Below are 23,469 nucleotides of genomic sequence, written 5' to 3' on the forward strand. Positions count from 1 at the left end.
CCCGTGTTCTGTTGTCTGAGTGCAATAGGGCATGCCCGCCAAACTCAGCCCGGTCAAGAAAAGCCAGCCTGCCAGGTCATGAACTCTTCGCGAGCAAGGGTAGCGGAGGGGCTGGGGCTTACGTCTGGAACGGGGCGGCCGTCAGCTGGATCTGCCGCTCCAGCTCGCGGGCCACCGGCAGCAGCGGGGCGTCGGCCTTGCGCAGCAGGTGAATGTGGCGCCGGGCTTCGGGATCGGCCAGCGGGCGAAAGACCAGACCAGAGGAACCGAGCAGCAGCATGGTCATCTCCGGCAGGATGGTAATGCCCAGACCGGCGCGCACCATGGCCAGAAGAGAGGTCACATTGTGCCCCTGCAGCAGTGCCTCCCGGTGCAGGCTCTGCGCGACCTTGGTCCGGATCCCGGCGGACAGGGGATTGGCGATCAAGGACTGTTCGGCGATGTCGCGCCACGACACCGGCCCGCCGGGCGCTGCCAGCGGATGCCCATCGGGACAGATCAGACCAAAGGCATCTGACATCAGGTTGCTGCAATGCAGGCCAGTATGCGTTGGCGGATCCAGCGCGGGCATCGCATCTGAATCCGGCAACCCTGCCGTGGCAATGCCGATATCGACCCGGTCCCGGCTCACCTCGCGGATGATGGCGCGTGATTCCATATCCCAGACCTCGATCTGGACACCGGGAAACCGCGCGATGAAACTGGAAATCGCCTGCGGCAGGATGCTGCCCGCCACCGAGGGCACCGCTGCCACGCGCACCCTGCCGGTTCTGGCGCTGGCAAAGCCTTCGATTGCGCGCACCGTGGTGTCGAATTGCTGCAACTCCCGATCCGCCTGTTCCAGCACAAAGGCGCCAAGCGCAGTCAGCTTGTTCTTGCGTCCGGTCTCGAACAACGGCTCTCCCAGATGGTCCTCCAGCTGTTTCAGCGTCATCGAAACCGCTGATGGCGTGCGTCCCAATTGCTGTGCCGCCCCGGTCAGCGTGCCGGAATGGGCCACCGTGGCAAAGCATCGAAGCATCTCAATTTTCAGCGCCATTTTCAAAATTTCTGAAATGAGTTTGAGTTGTTTGAGTTTGTGTGAAAGCGGATGCCGAGTCCATAGTTTCATCCAAGGCAAATATCGGACCCGGAGAAACGCCATATGGACCAAACTGCACTGCGCCGTGTTGCATGGGGCCGGCCCTGATGCGGATCGACGCGCTGCAATATGCCAACTGGTCCGAAAAGATCTTTCGCCAGCTGCGCGAAGGGGGCGTCGATGCGGTGCATGTCACCATCGCCTATCACGAAGGGTTTCGTGAAACGGTTCTGAACTTTGAACAATGGAACCGCTGGTTCGAGCAATACCCGGATCTGATCCTCAAAGGCACGCAGGCGAGCGATATCGATCGGGCGCGGGACAGCGGGCGCACGGCCATCTTCTTTGGATTTCAGAACCCGTCCCCGATCGAGGATGACATCGGGTTGGTCGAAATCCTGCACACGCTCGGCGCTCGGTTCATGCAGCTGACCTATAACAACCAATCGCTGCTGGCGACGGGCTGTTACGAGGCCGAGGACAGCGGTATCACCCGCATGGGGCGACAGGTGATCCGCGAGATGAACCGCGTCGGCATGGTGATCGATATGAGCCATTCCGCCGACCGCTCTACCATCGAAGCGGCAGATCTGTCGCAGCGTCCCATCGCCATCACACACGCCAACCCGCACGGCTGGATGCCTGCCTTGCGCAACAAGCGTGACGATGTAATCCGGGCGGTGACGCAGAACGGCGGCATGATTGGCTTTTCGCTCTACCCGCATCATCTGAAGGACAAATCCGACTGCACGCTGGACAGTTTCTGCAGCATGATCGCCCGCACCGCCGATAGTTTTGGAGTGGAGCATTTGGGGATCGGCTCGGACCTGTGCCAGGATCAGCCGGACAGCGTGGTGGAATGGATGCGCGTCGGGCGCTGGAGCAAGGAGATCGACTATGGCGAAGGCTCCGCTGACGCCGCCGGATTTCCGCCGATGCCGGATTGGTTCCGCGACAACCGCGATTTTGGCAATATAGAAACTGGCTTGCGCGCTGTTGGCATGAACGCGGGTGAGGTCGCCGCGATCATGGGCGGCAACTGGTACCGCTTTTTCAGCGAGGGGTTCGGCCCGGCATAGGTCATTTGCACCGGGTCAGAGGAAAACACTGGAAAAACAAGGGTAAGCAAAGAAGGAGGGCGGCTTGGAAAGGGAAGCATCGGATCACCGACCCGCTGGGCTGCGTCCGCCTGAAACCGTGATGCGCCTTGCACGGCTGGGATCTTTCCATCAGTCGCGGCTGTCCTTCATGCGCATTCTGACCCGCCGGATGCAGGCCGAGGGCTGGTGCTTTGACAGGCCGGTGTTCGAGATCGGCGACGACGGGACGGGACACGCGGTCTACAGCGCCCATGGCCCTGAACGCAGCTATTCCCTTATGGCCTTTGCCCATGACCTGCCGCCGGAAAAACGCTCTGACCGGGTGATAGCCGAGGCCTGGGATGCGACCTTTGCCTTGTTCGATGGTGTTCCGGGCGCCGACGACATTGCCCGCCTAGCGCAGAACGTGCCGCTGCAAGAAGCTGGCCGGGTGAGCGAGCGCGAGCTGTCGGTGTCGCGGGCGAACCGCTCGGTGCGCCTGTGGGAACACGTAGTCTCGGCGCTGGCGGCAGGCTGCCAGCCCGACCCGGCGCAGATCGAGGCGGTTGGCTATCTGATGCGGACCACGGCAGTCTATGGCTCGGGCAAACTGGGCGCTGCCGACCGCGAGATGATCGCGGACAGGCCGGAATGCGCGGCGCCGTTTCAGGCCGAAATGCTGTCGGTGTATCTGACCCGGACCTTTGTTCGGGATCTGGTGCAGCACATGGCGGATGCCCGCGCCCGTGCTCGCTCGGGTGGGACTGCGGCGCGTCTGGATCCGGCGCTGGCCCGGCGTCTGGGCATCGGCAATTCCACCGGCCTTGGCATGGCGCCCTTTTTGCTGAACCACCCGGTTCTGTTCAACAACTGGATCACCGCGCGGGAAACCGCGCTGGAGCGGGTGCGGAGCCTGCCGCAGGCCAACCCGCAAGAGGTGGCCCGGTTTCGCGACCTCTTTGCCCGCGCCCGCCGTTCCGTGGCGCACTGGCAGACCGGGCACCCGGGGCAGGCGTGGAAGCGATCCGTACTGATCTCGGATATCGACCATTTGGCCGGGCATCTGGAGGGCGATGTTCTGTCGGCCCCGCACCCCTGGGATGGTTTGTACCGCTGGGCAGAGCGATCGTTGTCCTGCGAAGGGCAGGAATGGTTGGTGTCGCTGATGCTGGAACCCTATGGCGCGCTGGTCGATGATCTGGCCACCGCCATGGCCTCTGGGGAGGGGGAAACCCGGCGCATTGCTGGCGCCATGACGCTGGGACGTCTGCGGCAGCTCGTGCAGCGCTCCCATGACTGGGCGCTGGCCATCGACTGGGATCTTCCCGAAACCACTGCCCGCGTCTGGTATGTTTCGGAGGAAAAACTGGAACCGCGCCTGGGTGAACGGGCCGAGGAACCCATCGCCCCCTATGAGCAGCCTCTGGCCCCGGGGCGAGATGTGGCGGCGCTGTATCACGCGATGGAAGGCTGGCCCGAGGAAGCGAACGTGGCGGAATTTCTGCTGCGCCACCCGGAGCACAGGCACGCGGTGCGGCGGGTACAGATCGTCGCCGAGGCGCCCTATGCCGAAATCCGGGACAATACGATTGCCTGCGATCTTCTGCCGATCGACATGCTGCGCTGCAAACTGTCTTTCTTCGGGGCGATGCATTTCGATCCGCGGTCCGATCGCTGGGTGCGGATCTGCATGTTCGGTAATGCGCCTTATCCCGAAGAGCTGTCGGCGCGCGATGGAGATTTCTGGATCTATCCGGAACCGACGGAGATGCCAGACGCATGAACCTGTCGCTGAACGAGATCGAAGCCATGTGCAAACGCGCGGCGCGGGGCGCTGGGCTGCCCTGGGGGCTGGCGGAGGAAGTTGGCGCGGCGGCGCGTCTTCTGGCCGGGGTGGCTTTGCCCGGCCCGGAGCAGCTGGCCGCGCTGCTGGCGCGCAACGATCTGCGTCCCGTGGCCGCGCTTGCTCCGACGGCGATAGAAGGCGGACGCTGGCGCGCGGCCATGGGGCGGCTTTGCCCCCTGGTGTCGGGCAGTGCGCTGAGCGACCGGGCCGCCCAGCTTGAGACCGGTACGGTTTTTGAGATGGAGGAGGTGGATTTTCCCTTGCTGCTCTTGCCCTTTGTGGCGGCGGCAGCGCAGCGGTTGGACCGGCCCGTAGCGCTTGATTGGCCGAATATGCGGCTGGTGACCGATGGTCGCCAGATCTGCGCGACCGGCACGCGGCAAGAGATGCTGCGCGATCATGTGCCTTGGCTGCGCTGCCACGCGGAGGCAACGTTGGGGTCTCCCCTTGCGCCAGTCAGGCGCGGGCAGGTCACAGATGACGCCTGGGCGCAGCTGTCCACCTTCGCCCATCGCACCTATGCCCCGGCGACTGAGGCCTCGCGCTTGCGCGGCGCAGGGGCCGGGTTGGCGGACAATGACTGATACGGAGATTGATACGGGATGAAGACGTGAAACGGACAGAAAGCGGAGACAGATGAGCGCGACAGAAACCCTCTCTCTGGCAGAGATCGAAGATCTGGCGCTCCGGGCGCTGATGGCGGCGGGGACCAGCCGTGAAAATGCCGCGCCTTTGGCCCGGGCTACGGCCATGACCGAAGCGGATGGGGTTGCCTCCCATGGTCTGGCCTATGTGCCGATCTACGCCGAGCATGTGACATGCGGCAAGGTGGACGGTCAGGCCCAGCCGCAGGTCTCCAGATCCCGGCCCGGCGTGGTGACTGTGGATGCAGCTACCGGGTTTGCCCATGCCGCGATCGATCTTGGGTTTGAACATCTGATCCCGATGGCGCGGGAGCAGGGGGTTGCGGTACTTGCGATCCGCAATTCCTACAATTGCGGCGTTCTGGGCTGTCACACCCAGCGGCTGGCGCAGGCGGGTCTGATGGGCATCGGCTTTACCAATGCGCCTGCTTCGATCGCGCCATCAGGTGGCGCGCAGCCGGTTCTGGGCACCAATCCCTTTTCTATCGCAGCGCCAGGCCCCGATGGGCAGGTCATGGTTCTGATCGACCAATCCGCCAGCGCCATCGCCAAAAGCGAGGTGATGAAACACGCCCGCGAAGGCAGACCGGTTCCCGAAGGCTGGGTGCTAGATGCGACGGGCAATCCGACCACGGACCCGGAGGCGGGACTGAAGGGCACCATGGTGCCTGCCGGGGGGTACAAGGGCGTTGGCGTGGCGCTGATGGTCGAGATGATGGCGGCAGCGATGACCGGAGCCCTTTTGGGCAGTGAGGCCAGCCCGTTTTCGGGGCCGGTAGGCGGGCCGCCCCGCACCGGACAGTTCTTCATTGCCATCGATCCGGGCGCGACCTCGGGGGAAGGTTATGCAGACCGCATGGGTGCGCTTGTGGCCTCGGTCCAGGCGCAGAAAGGCGCGCGCCTGCCGGGCGATGGGCGTGCCGCAGCACGGGCGCGGGCAGAACAGGCCGGGGTCGCGGTCAGCACGGCAACCCTTGCGCGGGTGCGGGCACTGCTGCCGCACCGCGACTGATGCAGGAAAGGATGCAAGCAAGATGCCATCTGGCTTGACGGGTGCGGGTTGGCATCGCTAGGGTCCGCGCCGGAACTCTTTCAAGCAAATGATGTCGCGTCGGTGCCTGCTCTTGGCGCTAAGATATCAGGTGCCCGTGTCCTGTGAGCCTGGTGCGGATTATGCCGTTTCACCGGGAGTTTACCGGGCTGTGTGCGTACGACCACCTCCGGGGGCTTGTCCTGTCGGTAAGGGATACCTAGAGGCTGCGGTCTGTTTCGGGGGAGGCACGTGGATGTGCCCGGAACGTGGTGCTGTTTGGATGAATTTTGCCGATGTTGGGCGTTTTTTAACACACAGGGCCCAATAATGGGACACGGTAGGAAAAGGGGCCAAGATATGCATGGTCTGATCAACAGGGCGATCCAGGCTTTTGTGACCAGCACCTATGGCGCGGACCGCTGGTATGAAATCATGGATGTGGCTGGGCTTGGGTTTCGACAATTCGAGGCCATGCTGACCTATACGGATGACCAGTCGAACAAGATGCTGAGTGCCATGGAAACGGTGCTGGAGCGTCCGCTGCCTGAGATGCTTGAGGATATGGGGACCTTTCTGGTGTCCAACCCTCAGGTCGAAGCCCTGCGCCGCCTGCTGCGGTTCGGCGGGGTCAATTATGTTGAGTTTTTGCATTCTCTGGATGACCTTCCGGGGCGTGCCCGTCTTGCCGTATCCGATCTTTATCTGCCGGGCTTGGAATTGTTGGAACAGTCACCGGGCCATTTCGAACTGGTTTGCCAGCCGGGGCTGCCCGGCTATTCAAATGTCATGATGGGTGTTTTGCGGGCCATGGCCGACGATTACGGAGATCTCGTTATTCTGGATTCAAGCGGTGCGCAGGACGGGGCAGAGGTGATTTCCATCACCCTGGTGGAAAGAGAATTTGCCGAAGGGCGGGCCTTTGATCTGGGAGCGCATTCCCTATGATGACCAATGAACAGCTTGCCGTCATCGCGGATCAGATCTGCCCGATGTATGCGATCGTGGATGCCAAGGGGTATATCCAGCGCGTCGGCCCCACGCTCAGAAAGCTCCGACCCGATCTGAAATGGGAGGGGCGCCGGTTTTTCCGTGTCTTTGATCTGTCGCGCCCGCGCCGGGTTCGGTCCATGGCGGACCTGGTCAATACGGCCGGGTCCAAATTGCATTTGCATTTTCGGGACACGCCGCAAACCAGCCTGAAAGGCGTTCTCGTGCCTTTGCCACAGGGGCAGGGCGCGATCATCAACCTGTCCTTCGGGATCTCGGTTCTGGAAGCCGTGCGGGATTATGATCTGACCAGCGCGGATTTTTCTCCAACCGATCTCACCATCGAGATGCTTTATCTGGTTGAGGCCAAGTCCGCCGCGATGGAGGCCTCGCGCCAGCTGAACCTGCGTCTGCAAGGGGCCAAGATCGCGGCCGAGGAACAGGCCTTCACAGATACGCTGACGGGCCTCAAGAACCGCCGCGCCATGGATCACATTCTGGATCGGTTGATCAGCGGCGGCCGGGATTTTGCCCTGATGCATCTGGATCTCGATTACTTCAAACAGGTCAACGACACGCTGGGACACGCCGCCGGGGATGCGGTGTTGCAGCATGTGGCCCGTGTCATGGTAGAATGCACCCGCCAGTCCGATACGGTTGCGCGTGTTGGCGGCGATGAATTTGTCCTGATCTTCAATGACCTGCGCGATCTGCGCCAGATCGAAGGGCTGGCGAGACGGCTGATCTCCGAATTGGAGGTGCCGATTCCCTATGGCGGCAAGATGTGCAAGATTTCGGCGAGCGCGGGCACTACGCTTTCGGCTTGGCACAGCGGCACCTTTACCGCTGCGGAAATCCTGAATGAATCGGATGTCGCGCTTTATGCGGCCAAGGGATCTGGCCGGGCGCAGCATTGCTTCTATGAAAAAGGCATGGAAAACAAGGTTCTGGCCCTCGATCACTGATCGGCCCAATTCCGTCGTTTCTGTCTGCCTGTTGCCGTAGCTTCTTTTCCTCGTTACCTGATTTTTGGCGCCTCTTGCAGGCGCCAAAAGCGCGTGTGGTGGCCAGATAGCGGGCCAGTTTGGCCCTCCAGTCCCATGCTTTCACCAGATTGGTCTGGTCATTTTTGCCCAAATTGGAGCTTAACGCCCTCCCAGTTGCCGGTGTATCCGCCCTTTCAGTGTTGTTTTCAGAGGCCGAGATGACCAATCAAGACCTGACCGCCTTTCGCCCAAGCGTTTGTCCACTGGATTGCCCGGATACCTGCAGCCTCACCGTCAAGGTCGAGGACGGCAGGATTTCCGAAGTCCGGGGATCGACAGCGAACCCCTTCACCGCCGGGGTGATTTGCAACAAGGTGGCCCGCTGCTATCCGGATTTCGTGCATGGCGCGGCGCGCTTGCGGCACCCCTTGAAACGGACCGGCCCGAGGGGATCGGGGTCTTGTGAGCGGATCACCTGGGAGGAGGCGCTGGACCTGATCCATGCAGGTTTCAACCAGGCAATCGAGGCGCATGGGTCGCAATCGGTTCTGCCGCTTAACTATGCCGGGCCGCATGGTGAACTGGCCGGGGGCTCAATGGACCGGCGGTTCTTCTACCGGATGGGGGCGACGTTGCTGGATCGCGGGCCGCTCTGTGGTGGTGTGCGCGGAGAGGCCTACGCCAGCCTCTTTGGCAGCGCGCCGGGCATGCCGCCGGAGCAGGCAGTGCAATCGGATCTGATCCTTGTCTGGGGCAACAACGTCACGGTCTCCAACCTGCATTTTATGCGCGTGATCAAAGAGGCCCGTAAATCCGGCGCGCGGGTGGTGGTGATTGATCCCAAGCGGATCAAGCTGGCCGAGCAATGCGATATGCACCTGCAACTGCGACCGGGGACCGATGTGGTTCTTGCGCTGGGACTGGCGGCCGAGTTGGAGCGGCGCGATGCGCTGGATATGGCCTTCATCGGCGAATGGACCCATGGGTTTGACGTCTATATGGAGGAGGCCCGCGCCTATACCCCGGATCGTGTCGCCGACATCTGCGGCCTCCCGGTGGAAGAGCTGCACCAATTGGTGGACTGGATCGTCGCGTCCCGCCGGATGGCGAGTTCCTTTGGCAACGGGATCGAACGGACCCGCTCGGGCGGTGCCGGGCTGCGGGCGGCGATGGCTCTGAATGCGCTGACAGGCCATCACGGGCGCCTCGGTGCCGGGGTGGTCGCGAAATCCGGGGCCGCCGCGCCAAAGACCACGGCCCGCCTGCAGGGGGATCATCTGATCCGGCCCGGCACGCGCTGTTTCAATATCGTGGATGTGGCGGAAAAGATGCTGGACCGGAGCCTTGATGTGCCGGTCGGGGCCGTAATGATCTACAACCACAACCCTGTTGCAACGCACCCCGATCAAGACCGGATGATCGAGGCCCTGACGCAAGAGGACCTGTTCATAGCAGGCGCGGATGTGGTGATGACGGATTCCATGGCCTATTGCGACGTGATCCTGCCTGCCGCCAGCCATTTCGAATATGATGACATCTATGGCGCCTATGGGCAGAACTACATCCAAAGGGCCGCCCCGGTGATCGCGCCGGTGGGGGAAAGCCTGCCCAATACCGAGATCTTTCGCCGATTGGCCGCCCGGTTCGGGTATCAGGAGCCCGAGTTCCGCGACAGTGACAAGGACCTGATGGATCAGGCCATGGACGCGTCGCATCCGGTGTTCGGGGGTAAGCCACCCAGCGAGATGTCCTGCGACCGGGCCATCGCGCTGACCGCAGGGGATGGCAGTCCGCTGGTGCTGTGCCACTCGGTGATGCCGCAGACGCCGTCTGGGCGGATTGAGCTGTTCAGTCAGGAACTTGAGGATCGGTTCGGATGCGGTGTGCCGCGCTATGACCCCGCCCCGCAGGATCTGCCGTTGGTGCTGGTCACTCCCAGTTCGGACAAGCGCACCAACGCGACCTTTGGCCATCATGCGCTGTCGGCGGGGGCCGAGGTGGTACAGGTGCATCCGCAGGATGCCGAGGCACGCGGACTCAGCCATGGCGATCCCGTCACCGTCTGGAATGCCCGGGGCGAGGTGACCTTTACGCTGGAGGTGACAATTGCCACCCGGCCCGGTGTGGCCTACAGCCCCAAGGGCACCTGGCTTTCCAGCTCGCGCAGCGGCCGCACGGCGAATGCGCTGATCCCCTCGGCCCTGCGCACGGATATTGCCGGGGGCGCCTGCTATAACGAAACCTTCGTGGATCTGCGGCGTGGGTGGGATAGTAGACCGGACTGACGCAATGGGGCAGTATTGGGCGGAACGTGGAGACCAATACCGTGCAGCAGGTACCCGGGCCGACCTTTTCTATTGACCGCAGTCTGTCTGTTCCCGTGTTCGAGCAGATCTGCACGGCGCTGCGGACGCGGATCGCGGCAGGAGAGATCCCGGAGGCCAGCCAGCTGCCGGCCACCCGCAGTTTCGCGGTAGAGCTGGGCGTGTCGCGTTCGACCGTGGTGGCGGCCTATGAGCAGCTGGAAGCCGAAGGCTACATCGCGGGAAAACGCGGTTCGGGGTTTACCGTCTGCGCCATGGGGCAGGTCGAACTGCAGCCGGTGCATCCTGCACCCCCGGAGTCTGCAAAAGAGACGCCGCGTGCCCTGTTGCCCTTCAACAGTGGAGAGCCGGACATGCGGTTGTTCCCGCACCGGCAATGGGCGCGCTGCGTATCGCGGATCTGCCGGGTGGCGCCGGAAACCATGCTGGATGGCGGCGCGGTTCGGGGCAACGCGGCGTTGCGCCGGGCCATTGCGGCCTATGTGGCAGAGTGGCGGGGGATCGAGGCAGGCGCCGAGCAAATCATTATCACTGCGGGGGCGACGGATGCGCTTGAGCTCTGCTTGCGCACGTTGGCACCACGCGGCAGCGCCATCGGGATCGAGGACCCGGGGTATCCGCCTCTGAACCGTATCGTGCAATCGCAGGGGGTGCGCTCGCACTACCTCCGTGTCGATGCTCTTGGCGCCTGTGTTCCCGAAGAGGACGCTGGTCTGAAGGCGGTGGTACTGACGCCATCGCATCAGCATCCGCTGGGCGGGGCGATGGCGCCGGGGCGGCGTCTGGAATTCCTCAACTGGGCCAAACGGACCGGCGCCTGGATCATCGAGGATGATTATGACAGCGAGTTCCGATATGCGGGGCGGCCCATTCCGGCGATGGCGGGGTTTGATGGGCTGAACCGGACGATATACCTTGGCAGTTTTTCCAAGACCTTCTCGAACGCGCTGCGGATCGGTTATGTGGTGGCGCCCGAGACGCTGATTGCGCCGCTGCACGACAGTTTGCTGCGCTTTGGCACCCGGGCCAGTGGCATGCCGCAGCAGGCGTTGGCAGAGTTTATCGACAGCGGCGAATTCTACCGCCATTTGCGCCGGGTGCGGCGTATCTATGGTGAGCGGCGCAAGCATCTGCTGGCGCGGCTGCAGCAGGAATTCTCTGCCTATGGCAGCGCACCGGATCACGGCGCGGGCATGCAGCTGGTGTTTCATCTGAACGACGGTTGGCAGGATCAGAAGATCTGCAAACGGGCGCGGGGCGCCGGTTTGGGATTGCGCCCGCTTTCGGAATTTGCCGCCGAGGTGACCGAGCTGAATGGTCTCGTTCTGGGCTGTTGCCACATGGAGATCCGCGAAATCGACGCGGCGCTGACCCGTCTGGCGCAGGTTTTGGACGGCGAATCCGAGCCGAAACAGGATCAAACCTGACAGCGGTGCGAGCTGCGCAGTAGTATGGTTTCGTGCTGATAGACCCGAGGCGATCCGCAAAACGTATTCAAAATTAGTAGCTTAAGTGTTTGTGAAAATTTTGTTGGCGCGAAATAGGTATTTCGTATAACGATTGAAAAGAAGATATGCAGGATAACTATCATATCAGTTATCCAGTTCGGGGAGGAACTATGCAGATAGATGGACATGTGGCGCTGGTCACAGGTGGCGGCAGTGGCCTTGGTGCGGCGACGGCCCGGCATCTTGCCGCAAAAGGCGCGAAAGTCGCCATTCTGGATTTCGATATCGAACGGGCAAAGGCGGTCGCGGATGAGATCGGCGGCATCGCCCTGCATGTAGATGTCAGTGATGAGGCCGCCGTCGGTGCAGCCCTCGACAGCATCGCAGAGCAGCTGGGCAGCGCTCCCCGTATCGCGGTGAGCTGCGCCGGGGTCGGTATGGCGGCGCGCATCGTTGGTCGTGGCGGCAAGCTGTCGTTCGATGTGTTTGAAAAGACGCTGCGGGTGAACCTTTTTGGCACCTATAATGTGATGAGCCATGCTGCTCGCCTGATGGCCGAGCTGGACCCGCTGGCGGATGGCGAGCGCGGGGTGATCATCAACACCGCTTCGGTTGCTTTCGAGGATGGCCAGCTGGGGCAGGCGGCCTATGCGGCTTCCAAGGGGGCGATTGCCTCCATGTGCCTGCCTGCGGCGCGCGAGCTGGCGCAATCGGGCATCCGCGTCATGGCCATCGCACCGGGCCTGTTTCAGACCCCGATGATGGAAGGGTTGCCGCCCGAAATTTCGGCGCAGATCACCGCCAATATTCCCTTTCCTGCCCGGCTGGGCGCGCCCGAGGAATACGGGCTTCTGGCCGAGCAGATCGTCACCAATCCATTTCTCAATGGAACAACCATCCGGCTGGATGGCGCTGTGCGCCTGCCGCCGCGCTGAAGGATCTCGCGCATGAGCGATCAGATACTCAAAATCGACATCAATGACAGCATCGCCACCCTGACGATGAACCGCCCGGACAAGCGCAACGCCATGTGCGAAGAGCTGCTGGAGGCGCTGGATGCTTTCTTCTCGGCGCCGCCAAAGGACGTGCGCGTGGTCATCCTGACCGGCACCGCAGGGCATTTCTGCTCGGGGTTGGATCTGTCGGAACATGTGCACCGCTCGGCCGAGGAAAACCTCTATCACTCGCGCCAGTGGCACCAGGTGATGGAGAAGATCCAGTTCGGCGGGTTGGCGGTTGTGTCCGCCATGTTCGGGGCGGTGATCGGTGGCGGGTTGGAGCTGGCAAGCTCGACCCATGTTCGCATCGCTGAACCTTCGACCATCTTCCAGCTGCCCGAAGGGCGGCGCGGCATCTTTGTGGGTGGCGGCGCCACCGCGCGGGTCGGGCGTCTTCTGGGCGCGGACCGGATGACCGAGATGATGCTGACGGGGCGCAAATACGATGCCGAAACCGGCGTGGCGCTTGGCCTTGCCCACTATGCGGTGGGCCAAGGTGAGGCACTGGAGCTGGCGCAGACGCTGGCGGGCAAGATCGCCCGCAATGCGCCCTTGTCGAATTATCTGATGATCCAGTCGATTGCCCGCATCAACGACATGTCGCAGGCCGATGGTCTGTTCACGGAATCGCTGGCCGCGGCACTGTCCCAGACCACGCCGGATGCCGAGGAAGGCTTGCGTGCTTTCCTTGAAAAACGCGCACCTAAGTTCCGGTGATCCGATGAAAACCGTCATCAAAGAGCCTGAGCCTGAAATGGGCGTTTCTCACGTCAGCGATGAAACCCTGCGCGCGTTTGTCGGCTATCACATGAAGCGGGCATTCAACGTCGTGCAGACCGATCTGGCCCGGACGCTGAAGCCTTTTGATCTGCGGATGCTGACCTACACGGCGCTGGTGCTGATCGTCGACAATCCGGGGTTGCGCCAGTCGCAGCTGGCGGATGCGATGGATGTGGAACGGCCCAATCTTGTCGTGATCATTGACGAGTTGGAACGGCGCGAGCTGATCGTGCGCGACCGGGTGCCGACGGATCGGCGGGCCTATGCGCTGAAGGCGACGCTGGCTGGGCGCCAGCTCTGTGAAAAAGCGGTGGCCGCGGTGACCGCCCATGAACAACGCTTGCTGGAGAACATGGATGCAACGACCCGCGACACAGTGATCGCGGCGATGCAGCTGATCCAGAAAAGCCTGTCGAAAGGATAGACCATGAAACGGACGTCCAATTTCCTGCCACACGCCGTCACGCGCGAGGATCGCCCCGATGGCAGCCTGCTGTTGCGGTCTGAATACGATCTGGGGCCGGTGACAGAGCGGACTGGTGACTGGCTGCACCGCTGGGCCGAAGAGGCGCCCGAGCGGGTGTTTCTGGCCGAGCGCAGCGGCGCGGGCTGGCGCGAGGAAAGCTATGCGGCGACCCTGCAGCAGGTGCGCGCCACTGCGGCGGCGCTATTGGCGCGGGGCATGGGGGCGGATACTCCGATCCTGATCATGTCCGGCAATGGCGTCGATCACGGGCTGTTGTCGCTGGCCGCGCAATACGCCGGTGTGCCGACCGTACCGGTGGCCGAGCAGTATTCGCTGATCCACGGCGCCCATGGCCGACTGCGCCACGCCATCGAACTGGTGCGGCCAAAGATGGCCTATGTTGTCGATGCCGATCAATACGGCGAGGCGCTGAAACTGGATGCCCTTGAGGGGGTTGAGATCGTTGCGACCCGCACCGGCGGCGCCGATGTCACGGCCTTTGCGGACCTTCTGAAAGGCGATGCGGGCATCGATGTGAATGCGGGATTTGCCAAGGTGACGCCCGATACCGTCGCCAAGATCCTGATGACCAGCGGGTCGACCTCGAACCCCAAGGGGGTGCTGACCACGCAGCGGATGATGTGCGTCAATCAGACCCAACTCGCCGACAGCCTGCCGTTCCTGCGCGCGCGCCCGCCGCGCATCGTGGATTGGCTGCCGTGGAACCACGTCTTTGGCGGTTCGCATAACTTCAACATGATGCTGGCCAATGGCGGCAGTTTCTACATCGACGATGGCAAGCCGGTGAAGGGCTTGTTTGATCGCACAGTCGAGAACCTGTCGATGGTAACCGGTAGCCTTGTGTTCAATGTGCCCATGGGCTTTGCCATGCTGCTGGAGGCACTGGAAAAGGACGCGGGGCTTCGTCAGCGTTTCTTTGAAGAGCTGGACATGATCTTTTACGCCGGCGCCTCACTGCCGCAGGAGGTCTGGTCGGGCTTTGAGACCATGGCGATGGAGATCAAGGGCGAGGTGCCGCTGATGACCTCCTCCTGGGGGCTGACGGAAACCGCCCCGGCGACGATGATTCAGCAGGAGCCGACCGAAAGCTCGGGCGTGGTGGGTGTGCCGATGACCGGCGTGACGCTGAAGCTGATCCCGGATGACGACATGCGCTGCGAGGTGCGGGTCAAGGGACCGAATGTGATGCCCGGTTATTTCGAAGACCCGCAAAAGTCCGCCGAGGCTTTTGATGAGGAAGGCTATTTCATCACCGGCGATGCGATGGTGTTCGTCGACAAGGACGACATCAACAAGGGCATGCGCTTTGACGGGCGGATTTCCGAGGACTTCAAACTGCTGACCGGCACCTGGGTGCGGGCGGCGGGCCTCAGGATCGAAATGCTCTCGACCCTTGCACCGCTGGCCGCCGATCTGGTGGTGACCGGGCAGGACAAGAACGAGATCGGCGTGATGATCTTCCCCAACCGCGAGGCGATCGAGGCAGCAGGCTTCACGCTGGAGGAAGACGGCGGCGCGCTGGTCTGTCCGCAGCTTCTGTTCGACATTCATCACCGGCTGAACGAGCGCGCCGGGCGGGTTTCCGGCTCCTCTACCCGGGTGGTGCGCGCCATTGTGCTGGCCGAGCCGCCTTCGCTCACCGATGCTGAGATCACCGCCAAGGGCAACCTCAACTTCCGCAAGGTGCTGACGCGCCGCGCAGATCTGCTGGAGCGGCTTTATGACGACGCTGCCAGCGGCATTGCGAAACTCTGATAGGAACACAACGATGGTAGATTTTTCCAAGGTCCGCGCGATCGACTTCCACACCCACGCCGAAGAGCCCTGCGGCTGCCATGCCGATGACGGCTATGATGAACTGCAGGCCACCATGGCCAGCTACTTCGGCGCGCCCTGGCAGCATCCGCCCACCGTGCCGCAGACCGCTGCTCATTACCGCGAGCAGAACATCGCCGCGGTGATCTTCCCGGTCGATGCCGAGCGTGAAACCGGTTATCGCCGCTACAAGAACGAAGAGGTTGCCGAACTGGCGGCCGAGAATGACGACGTTCTGATCCCCTTTGCCAGCATCGACCCGCACAAGGGCAAGATGGGCGCCCGCGAGGCGCGTCGCCTGATCAAGGATTTTGGAATCAAGGGCTTCAAGTTTCACCCGACCATGCAGGGCTTCTATGCCAATGACCGTATGGCCTATGACCTGTATGAAGCGATTGCCGAAGAAGGCGGTATCGCCCTGTTCCACACCGGTCAGACCGGCGTCGGCAGCGGTATGCGCGGCGGCAACGGTATGCGGCTGAAGTATTCCAACCCGATGTATATGGATGACGTGGCGGTGGACTTCCCGGACATGAAGATCATCCTCGCGCATCCGTCCTTCCCCTGGCAGGAAGAGGCGCTGTCGGTGGCTCAGCACAAGCCCAACGTCTATATCGACCTCTCTGGCTGGTCGCCCAAGTATTTCCCCGAGATCTTGGTGAAATACTGCAATTCGATTCTGAAGAAGAAGGTGCTGTTCGGATCCGACTGGCCGATGATCACGCCGGAACGCTGGCTGTCTGATTTCGAGAAAATTGCGATTAAGGACCACCTGCGGGAAGACATCATCAAGGGCAACGCCATGCGTCTGCTTGGGGTCGACTGAGATGGAGATCCCCGCACCAAAGCTGCGCCATGCCTTCCGCCTGCGGGTGGAACTGGGTGTCCCGATTGAAATGGGGCAGGGACGCGCGGGGGTGCGACGGATCATACCGATCATCGGGGGCAAGGCGCTTGGCCCCGATCTGACCGGCGAGGTGCTGAACCTCGGGGCCGACTGGCAGACCATCTACAGCGATGGTGCCGCCCATCTTGATACGCGCTATGCGGTGAAAACCGAAGACGGCGCGGTGATCGAGATCGTCAATGTGGGCAGCCGTCACGGCCCGCCTGATGTGATTGCGCGGCTGGCCAAGGGTGAGGATGTGGACCCCACCAGCTATTACATGCGCACCGCCGCGCGGCTGGAGACCGGCGATGACCGCTATGCTTGGGTCAATCACATGCTCTTTGTCTGCTCCGGTATCCGCCGGGCCTCTGCCGTTGAAATCGACTATTATGCAGTGGAATAATCAATGAAGCCTTTTGCCGCCCCTGTTGAGGACATCCTGTTCACGCTGAACCATGTGGTGGGCACAGCGGATCTGCCGGATTGGGATGCGGAATTCGCGTCAGAGATTGCCGGGCATTTCGGGGCCTTTGCCGAAGGTGAGATCGCACCGCTGGATGAACCCGGTGATCTTGAGGGCTGCACGCTGACGAATGGCCGCGTCGCGATGCCCGCTGAGTTCAAAGACCTCTACAACTCCTATGCCGAACAGGGCTGGCCGGGCCTCACCATCCCCGAAGAATTCGGCGGACAGGGCATGGGCGCGATGATGCTGGCGATCACGTCCGAGATTTTTTCCGGTGCCAACCATTCCATGCAGATGGTCACCGGGCTGGTGCCGGGCGCTGCGCGCACTCTGACGCGGTTCGGCACGGCGGATCAGCAGGCCCGCTACCTGCCGTCGCTGGCCTCGGGTGAGACGCTGGCGACCATGTGCCTGACAGAACCCGGAGCGGGATCGGACCTCTCGCGCGTGCGCTGCCGGGCTAGCGCCGATGGGGATGGATGGCACATCACCGGTGAGAAGATCTTCATCTCCGGCGGCGACCAGGACATGAGCGACAAGGTCCTGCATCTGGTTCTCGCGCGAACCTCGGACAACGGGATCAAAGGGCTCTCTCTGTTCCTGTGTCCCTGCACCCGCGCCGATGGCAGCCGCAATGCTGTCACCGTCACCCGGATTGAGGAAAAGATGGGCCTGCATGCCTCCCCCACCTGCCAGTTGGCCTTTGATGGCGCCGAGGCCGAACTGATTGGCGCCGAGGGGCAGGGGCTGATGGCGATGTTCACGATGATGAACCACGCCCGCTCTGATGTTGCGCTGCAAGGCGTGGCCCATGCGGCGCGTGCTTATGATGTGGCGGCCTCCTATGCGGCAGAGCGCCAGCAGGGACGCGGCGCGGATGGACAGCCGGTGACGCTGGATGGCCACGCCGATGTGCGCCGGATGCTGGATGAGATCGACGCCGGTGCGCTGGGCGCCCGCGCGATTGCCCATCTGGCCTTTGTCACCATGGAGAAGGGCGACAATCCCGATCTGGTGGAGTTCCTGACCCCGCTGGCCAAGGTCAGCGGTACCGAAGCCGGTATCCGCGGCGCCGAACTGGGGGTGCAGGTGCTGGGCGGCTATGGGTATCTGCGCGAATACCGGTTGGAGCAGACCTATCGCGATGCCCGCATCACCGCGATCTATGAAGGGGCTAACGGCATTCACGAACGCATGCTGGCGACACGTCTGCTGGGTACACCCCCGGCGGAGGCCTTCGCGGCCTTCATGGCGGCAGAGGGCAAGGAGGCAGAGGCCGTTGCTGCTGCCTTGGAAGGCTGGAACCTTGCGCGAAAACAGTTGCTGGACAACCCTGACCCAACCGCCTTTGCGCATGAATTCTATCTGCTGACCCGCGATACGCTTTTGACTGCGTTGTGGAGCCGGGTTCTGCGGGCCGCATCGGCCCATTCGGATCCGCAGCGGCTGACGCGGATCGCCACGCGCCAGCTACAGGTGATTGCCGCAATGCGTCCGGCGCGGCTGGCGTTGCTGGGAGTTGCGCAAACCGCCGGGGCATAACCATCCGGCGCAGGTGAGGAGATCTGCGTCGTCTGACCGAGGAAATTCACTGTTGAGCAAGGGGAGAGGTAAATAGTTTACTGGTTAAGTAACTTTCCAGGAGGAGACCCGTCGCGCCTGTTTGTGGGTGACGGAGGAAAGACAACAAAGTGGAGGAAATCACATGACACTTAAATCCCGGATTCTGGCGCTGGGCGCCGCCGCGATGATGACGCTTGCCGCGCCGCTGGCCGCAGAGGGCTGGAAACCCGATGGAGCGCTGACCATTCAGGTCGGTTTTGGTGCCGGCGGATCGACAGACACCATGGGTCGCGTGCTGGCCAGCGTGATGGAGAAAAACACCGGCTGGGACATCGTGGTCGAGAACAAGCCTGGCGGCGGCGGCGTTGCCATGTTCACCGGCCTGTCGCAGCGCCCCCCGCAGGGCAAGGTCGTTGGCATGGGGGTCAGCATCCCCGTTCTGGTCCAGTTGGTTCAGCGCGGCGATCAGCTGCCGTTTGATGTCGACAGCTTTGATTACCTTGGCACCGTCGCCAAGGCAGAGCTTGCGCTGGTGGCCAGCGCCGATGCGCCCTTTGACGATCTGGAGGGCCTGATCGCCTATTCCAAGGAGCAGGGGCAGCTGGCGGTTGCCACCATGGCGCCGCCGCAGGTTCTGATGATGAAGGCAACGACCAAGACCACAGGAGCGGATTTCAACCTGGTGACCGCCGATGGTGGCGCCGAGGTGATGAAGCTGATCCTGGGCGGTCAGGTGCTTGCGGGGTTCGGATCGGGCGAGCAGTTTCCCTATCTTGAATCCGGCGACATGAAGGTGATTGCGGGCGCCAACCAATCTCGCTTGAGCTATGCGCCGGAGGTCAAGACCTTCGTGGAATCCGGCATCAACGCCTATGTCGATCCGGTGTTCTATCTGGCGACCACAAAAGGCACCGATCCTGCCGCGGTCGAGGCCATCGCGGCCGCGATCGACGAAGCGGTTGCCTCTCCCGAAATGGCTGAAATCGTGCAGAACGCGGTGAAGGGCGCGCCGATCAACATGGGACCCGAGGGTACCCATAAGATGATGACCGACGGTCTGGCAAACGCAGCCGTGTTGTTCGCGAAATAAAACCGCAAACCGCCCTGCGCGTGTTCGCGCGCAGGGCGGTTTCAGAACTTGGGAGGGTTCCATGGGTTTGTCTGCCGACCGTGCTTCGGGCGCGTTCTTTCTTCTGCTTGGTCTTGTGCTCTATGTCCTGGTCATCCCCTCCTATGTGGAGCGGGTCGAAGGGGGAAATCTGTCACCGGATACGATGCCCAATCTGATTTCCATTGTGATCGCCGTTAGTGGCGCGTTCCTGATGCTGAAACCGACCGGGCACCGCACGCAAAGACCGCATGTCTTTGCGATTACAGGCGCCTATGTGGCGGTTCTGGCAGGTGGGATCTATGCGATGTCCGTGTTCGGTTTTGAATATGTCGCCCCGCCGCTGGCGTTTGCGATCATGTGGATGATCGGGGAACGCCGCCCGGCCTGGCTGGCGGCGGGCGTCATCGTCATGCCCGCGCTGATCTGGTTCCTGGTGACCTACGCGCTTGGCCGCGCCTTGCCCTGAGGGAGTAAGATCATGGTGGATTTTTCAACAATGCTGGCCGGATTTGGCGATGCCTTTTCTCTGATCAACCTGCTGTTCGTCATCTGCGGCGTGATCCTGGGGCAATTCGTCGGCGCGGTGCCCGGCATCGGCCCGATCATGGCCATGGCGATTGTCATTCCCTTTACCTTTGCGCTGGATCCGCTGGTGGCGATTTCCTTTCTGGTGGGGGTCAACAAGGGCGGACTGGTTGGCGGCGCGGTGCCTGCGGTTCTGATGAATACCCCCGGCACCCCCGATGCCGCGGCAACCGCGATGGACGGCTACCCGCTGGCCAAGAAGGGTAAGCCCCTCAAGGCCACCAAGATGGCGCTGTTTTCCTCGGTGACGGGCGATACCTTCAGCGACATCGTTTTGATTACCGTGTCGGCGCCGCTGGCGGTTCTGGCCCTGCGCATGGGCCCGATTGAGATCGCCGCGCTGATGATCTTTGCCTTTTCCGTTCTGGCCGGGTTGATCGGCAATTCCCTTACCAAGGGTATCATCGCAGCGGCGCTGGGATTGCTGGTGGCTTCGGTCGGGACCGATCCGGAGCATTACACACCTAGGCTCATCTTTGGCTATTGGGATCTGTTCGACGGGTTGCCCCTGCCATCAGTTGCGATTGGCATGCTCGCCATTTCGGAAATCCTGCGCCGCATGTCCGATGCCCATGGCAGCGTCCGTTCCGCCATCATCATGGAGGACACCGGCAACCCGGACGACCGTCGGGTGACCTGGGCGGAATACTGGTCCTGTCGCTATACCATGCTGCGCGGTGCCACCATCGGAACCATTTTCGGCGCCTTACCGGGGATCGGTTCGACCGCTGCCGCCTTCATGTCCTATGCCTTCACCAAGGCCCGCTCGAAAGATCCGCAAAGCTTTGGCAAGGGCAACCTGCATGGCATCGCCGCAGCTGAATCCGCCAATTCCGCGGTTGTCGGCTCTAACCTGATCCCGCTGTTGACGCTGGGCATTCCGGGCAGTGTCAGCGCGGCACTGATCATCAGTGCCTTCATGATCCACGGCATGCAGCCCGGTCCCTTGCTGTTCGAAAATCAGGGGCGGCTTGTCTACGGGTTGTTCGGGGCCATGATCATGGCGAATTTCATCAACCTGTGGATCGGGCAGGTCGGACTGCGGCTTTGGGTCAAAGTGGTGTCGGCGCCGGAGTCCATCATCTTTTCCTCGGCGGTTCTCTTGTGTTTTGTCGGGGTGTCGATGGCGACCAACGGATTGTTCGGCGTTGCGATCATGCTGATCTTTGCGGTGATCGGGTACCTGATGTCCAGCTTCGGCTATCCGCTGGTGATCTTCATCATCGCGTTCTTTCTGGGACCAAGATTCGAGAAATCCATCGCACAATCGCTTGCGCTGACGAACGGGGATCTGACCCAGGTTCTGAAAAGCCCGGTTGCCGTCGCTTTGCTGCTTTTGTCGGTGGTGTCTTTCGTGTGGTTCCTGGCCCGCAGCCGGGAGGCCGAGCTGTGACTATCTGAGCTCGGCCGAAGGTCAGAGCAGCATGAACAGAGGGAATTGCCCGAGAGGGCGGTTCCCTTTTGCTCTTCGAGAGAGAGGCTTACGGCGGTTTGAACGGATGAAGCCTGATCAGGGCAGCCGATAGGGTAAGGATTAAAGGGCTGGACCCGGGCGGCGCTGCGGCTGGATTTTACTGGCTCGAACCGCGCAACAGGGCCGCAAACCGCATGCCAGGCTATGATAGCAGTATGGGAGAAAGTGGCAGCCCGTAGGGGAATCGAACCCCTCTTTCCAGGTTGAAAACCTGGCGTCCTAACCGATAGACGAACGGGCCACTCTGTGCGTGAGGCGCTGTGTACTCAGTCAGGTGAGTGGGCGCAAGAGTGATTTTTGCTCATTTGGGAAGAAATATTTGAGGCGGGTGTTCCGGGTGGTTTCATGGGCAGTTCGCGTCCCCCCCAAAAGCGGCGTCAGAAGGCCTGCGCTGCAATTCGGTCAAAGGTTTTCTCCACATTGATATGTCGTGGGCCAGCCTCTTCTTTGCGTATCACTGCCCGATTTTCCGCAACGCTTTATGGTTGTCTTGGTTCCGGCTGTGAAAACTGGCCTAAATATCGATTGAAAGCGGTGCGGGCTAGTCGCTGAGCGTTTTCGGCGCATTGCGCGCGGCCTCTGGGCTTGTGAAGAGAGGCGGGAAGGGTAGGGCAGGCCGCAGTCAGGAGAATCAAGTTTTCGGAAAATCAACATTCTGCTGCGCTGAACCTTCTGCGAAAAACGCAATTTCCGGGCGGGGTTACGTCCGGGTGTGGTCCTTTTTCTCGCAAAAACATGGGCTGTCGGCAAAAAAATCGCCTGTCGCCACCGGTCTTGAAAACGAACGGCGGCTCACTATGAGATTTCATACTTTATGTACGTTTTTGTAAAATAAATTCAATTATTTGCATTCATCTTTTGCGGTACGCGTCAGGCGGCGTGCAGCGGGCTTAATATGGGGCGGGGAGCCTCGTCCTCAGTCTTTTTTGCGTCTTTTGATCAAGATCAAAAGACTTTTGATCCGCGGTTTGTAAACATCAAGACATCCGCATGTGAAGGCGCGCGAACACATGATGCCGAGCCGGTCTTTTGCGGGCGGAAGATTTTGAAACTTTGAAGCGTATTGCCGGGGGACCCATCATGGCAGATCAAGTGCTCAACCAGACACCCACGTATACAGTGACACACACCTTCAGCACAAATGATGTGACTGGTACCTTCGGTGGGCTGACACAGGGCGACGTCCAAGACGGTGATCCTGCCGTTGTGGATTTTTCCGCCGAACCGGTGATCACCAAAGAAGGCGTCGCGCTGTATCCGGTAAACAGCGAATTTGGCTATAACGTCATTGATTTCGACCAAGCGATTGAAAAAGACTTTTTCGACGATCCAGAATACGAAGAAGGCTTCGTTGGCGATCTGTCCGGCGAGGGCGGAGAGCATCTGGGGCTGGTGGTTTCGAACGCCCCCACCGATGTTTTTCAGACCCCGGCAGTTCACGGCACCTGGCTGGCTGGCCTTGGTGGCAACACGGTCAAAGCCTCGACCGAACACTATGTGGTGATGCAGCAGGTGCTGTCGGATCAGCGTTTCCCCGGTGATCCGGATGCAGAATACCAGCTGGACGATAATCTGTGGATTGTTGGCGGCGAATACGACGGTCAATATGTGGCGGACGTGCTGCCTCAGGTCGGCGATGTAAACGGCGACGGTGTTCTGGATCTGAAGGATGTGCTGGAGCCCAATGAAGCCACCATTCAGGAAAACATCGCGGTCGGTAACGACTATTCGGTGACGCTGAAGGATGAGGGGATGTCCCGGTTGATGTTGAAGTTTGCCTGAAGGGTGGCGTTGCTTTCCCTGAGCCGTAGGCTCGGGGTGATCAAACCGAAAGGAAAGCAACACCATGAAGAAGACTACGACATCGCAGGCG

General features: G+C 61.5%; 20 protein-coding genes and 1 tRNA gene. 19 read left to right on the plus strand and 2 right to left on the minus strand.

Annotated features, from left to right (window positions below):
* Positions 1 to 118: 118 nt before the first annotated feature.
* Entirely contained in the window at positions 119 to 1,039 is a 921-nt protein-coding gene (locus tag AAFO90_RS10005; RefSeq protein WP_065270947.1) for a LysR family transcriptional regulator, read from the minus strand.
* A 149-nt stretch (positions 1,040 to 1,188) separates the two neighbouring features.
* On the opposite strand from AAFO90_RS10005, the gene AAFO90_RS10010 reads away from it, so the two are divergent.
* The 18 genes from AAFO90_RS10010 (at position 1,189) to AAFO90_RS10095 (ending at position 21,515) form a co-directional block, all read left to right on the plus strand.
* Complete coding sequence (locus AAFO90_RS10010) at positions 1,189 to 2,160, plus strand: membrane dipeptidase (protein ID WP_347509307.1); 972 nt, start codon at positions 1,189 to 1,191, stop codon at positions 2,158 to 2,160.
* A gap of 121 nt (positions 2,161 to 2,281) precedes the next feature.
* Positions 2,282 to 3,943, plus strand: a complete 1,662-nt coding sequence (locus tag AAFO90_RS10015; protein WP_347509320.1) for a hypothetical protein — start codon at positions 2,282 to 2,284, stop codon at positions 3,941 to 3,943.
* Entirely contained in the window at positions 3,940 to 4,590 is a 651-nt protein-coding gene (locus AAFO90_RS10020; RefSeq protein ID WP_347509308.1) for a DUF3726 domain-containing protein, read from the plus strand. The genes AAFO90_RS10015 and AAFO90_RS10020 overlap by 4 nt, the downstream gene beginning before the upstream one ends.
* Before the next feature lie 52 nt (positions 4,591 to 4,642).
* A complete protein-coding gene (locus AAFO90_RS10025; RefSeq protein WP_347509309.1) occupies positions 4,643 to 5,662 on the plus strand; it encodes an Ldh family oxidoreductase in 1,020 nt (339 codons plus the stop codon).
* Positions 5,663 to 6,040: 378 nt separating this feature from the next.
* A complete protein-coding gene (locus AAFO90_RS10030) occupies positions 6,041 to 6,628 on the plus strand; it encodes a heme NO-binding domain-containing protein (RefSeq protein ID WP_065270943.1) in 588 nt (195 codons plus the stop codon).
* A complete protein-coding gene (locus AAFO90_RS10035; RefSeq protein ID WP_065270942.1) occupies positions 6,625 to 7,635 on the plus strand; it encodes a GGDEF domain-containing protein in 1,011 nt (336 codons plus the stop codon). Before AAFO90_RS10030 ends, AAFO90_RS10035 begins: the two co-directional genes overlap by 4 nt.
* A 239-nt stretch (positions 7,636 to 7,874) precedes the next feature.
* The gene (locus AAFO90_RS10040; protein WP_347509310.1) at positions 7,875 to 9,941 is read left to right on the plus strand and encodes a molybdopterin-dependent oxidoreductase; all 2,067 of its coding nucleotides are present in this window, start codon (positions 7,875 to 7,877) and stop codon (positions 9,939 to 9,941) included.
* A 41-nt stretch (positions 9,942 to 9,982) separates the two neighbouring features.
* Entirely contained in the window at positions 9,983 to 11,407 is a 1,425-nt protein-coding gene (locus AAFO90_RS10045; RefSeq protein ID WP_347509311.1) for a PLP-dependent aminotransferase family protein, read from the plus strand.
* A 191-nt stretch (positions 11,408 to 11,598) separates the two neighbouring features.
* Positions 11,599 to 12,363, plus strand: a complete 765-nt coding sequence (locus AAFO90_RS10050) for an SDR family NAD(P)-dependent oxidoreductase (protein WP_347509312.1) — start codon at positions 11,599 to 11,601, stop codon at positions 12,361 to 12,363.
* A 12-nt stretch (positions 12,364 to 12,375) separates the two neighbouring features.
* A complete protein-coding gene (locus AAFO90_RS10055; protein WP_347509313.1) occupies positions 12,376 to 13,143 on the plus strand; it encodes a crotonase/enoyl-CoA hydratase family protein in 768 nt (255 codons plus the stop codon).
* Positions 13,144 to 13,147: 4 nt separating this feature from the next.
* Entirely contained in the window at positions 13,148 to 13,630 is a 483-nt protein-coding gene (locus AAFO90_RS10060; protein WP_065270938.1) for a MarR family transcriptional regulator, read from the plus strand.
* Positions 13,631 to 13,633: 3 nt separating this feature from the next.
* The gene (locus AAFO90_RS10065) at positions 13,634 to 15,448 is read left to right on the plus strand and encodes a feruloyl-CoA synthase (protein WP_347509314.1); all 1,815 of its coding nucleotides are present in this window, start codon (positions 13,634 to 13,636) and stop codon (positions 15,446 to 15,448) included.
* Between the two features lie 13 nt (positions 15,449 to 15,461).
* Positions 15,462 to 16,334 carry an amidohydrolase family protein gene (locus AAFO90_RS10070; protein ID WP_065270936.1) on the plus strand — a complete coding sequence of 291 codons (873 nt, stop codon included), beginning with the start codon at positions 15,462 to 15,464 and terminating at the stop codon, positions 16,332 to 16,334.
* 1 nt (position 16,335) lies between these two features.
* A complete protein-coding gene (locus tag AAFO90_RS10075; protein WP_347509315.1) occupies positions 16,336 to 16,800 on the plus strand; it encodes a DUF3237 domain-containing protein in 465 nt (154 codons plus the stop codon).
* A 3-nt stretch (positions 16,801 to 16,803) separates the two neighbouring features.
* Positions 16,804 to 18,405 carry an acyl-CoA dehydrogenase family protein gene (locus tag AAFO90_RS10080; protein ID WP_347509316.1) on the plus strand — a complete coding sequence of 534 codons (1,602 nt, stop codon included), beginning with the start codon at positions 16,804 to 16,806 and terminating at the stop codon, positions 18,403 to 18,405.
* 163 nt (positions 18,406 to 18,568) lie between these two features.
* Entirely contained in the window at positions 18,569 to 19,516 is a 948-nt protein-coding gene (locus AAFO90_RS10085) for a tripartite tricarboxylate transporter substrate-binding protein (protein WP_065270933.1), read from the plus strand.
* 61 nt (positions 19,517 to 19,577) lie between these two features.
* Positions 19,578 to 20,003, plus strand: coding sequence for a tripartite tricarboxylate transporter TctB family protein (locus tag AAFO90_RS10090; protein WP_347509317.1), 426 nt, complete (start codon positions 19,578 to 19,580; stop codon positions 20,001 to 20,003).
* A 12-nt stretch (positions 20,004 to 20,015) separates the two neighbouring features.
* The gene (locus tag AAFO90_RS10095) at positions 20,016 to 21,515 is read left to right on the plus strand and encodes a tripartite tricarboxylate transporter permease (RefSeq protein ID WP_347509318.1); all 1,500 of its coding nucleotides are present in this window, start codon (positions 20,016 to 20,018) and stop codon (positions 21,513 to 21,515) included.
* A gap of 247 nt (positions 21,516 to 21,762) precedes the next feature.
* Here the strand turns inward: AAFO90_RS10095 and AAFO90_RS10100 are convergent.
* A tRNA-Glu gene (locus tag AAFO90_RS10100) sits at positions 21,763 to 21,837 on the minus strand.
* Between the two features lie 839 nt (positions 21,838 to 22,676).
* Between AAFO90_RS10100 and AAFO90_RS10105 the strand changes: the two genes are divergently transcribed.
* Positions 22,677 to 23,378 (plus strand): hypothetical protein, encoded by a 702-nt coding sequence (locus AAFO90_RS10105; protein WP_347509319.1) that lies wholly within the window; start codon positions 22,677 to 22,679, stop codon positions 23,376 to 23,378.
* Positions 23,379 to 23,469 lie beyond the last annotated feature (91 nt).

This window comes from Phaeobacter sp. CAU 1743 (assembly GCF_039839315.1).
In the GTDB taxonomy this organism is placed as follows: domain Bacteria; phylum Pseudomonadota; class Alphaproteobacteria; order Rhodobacterales; family Rhodobacteraceae; genus Phycobacter; species Phycobacter gallaeciensis_A.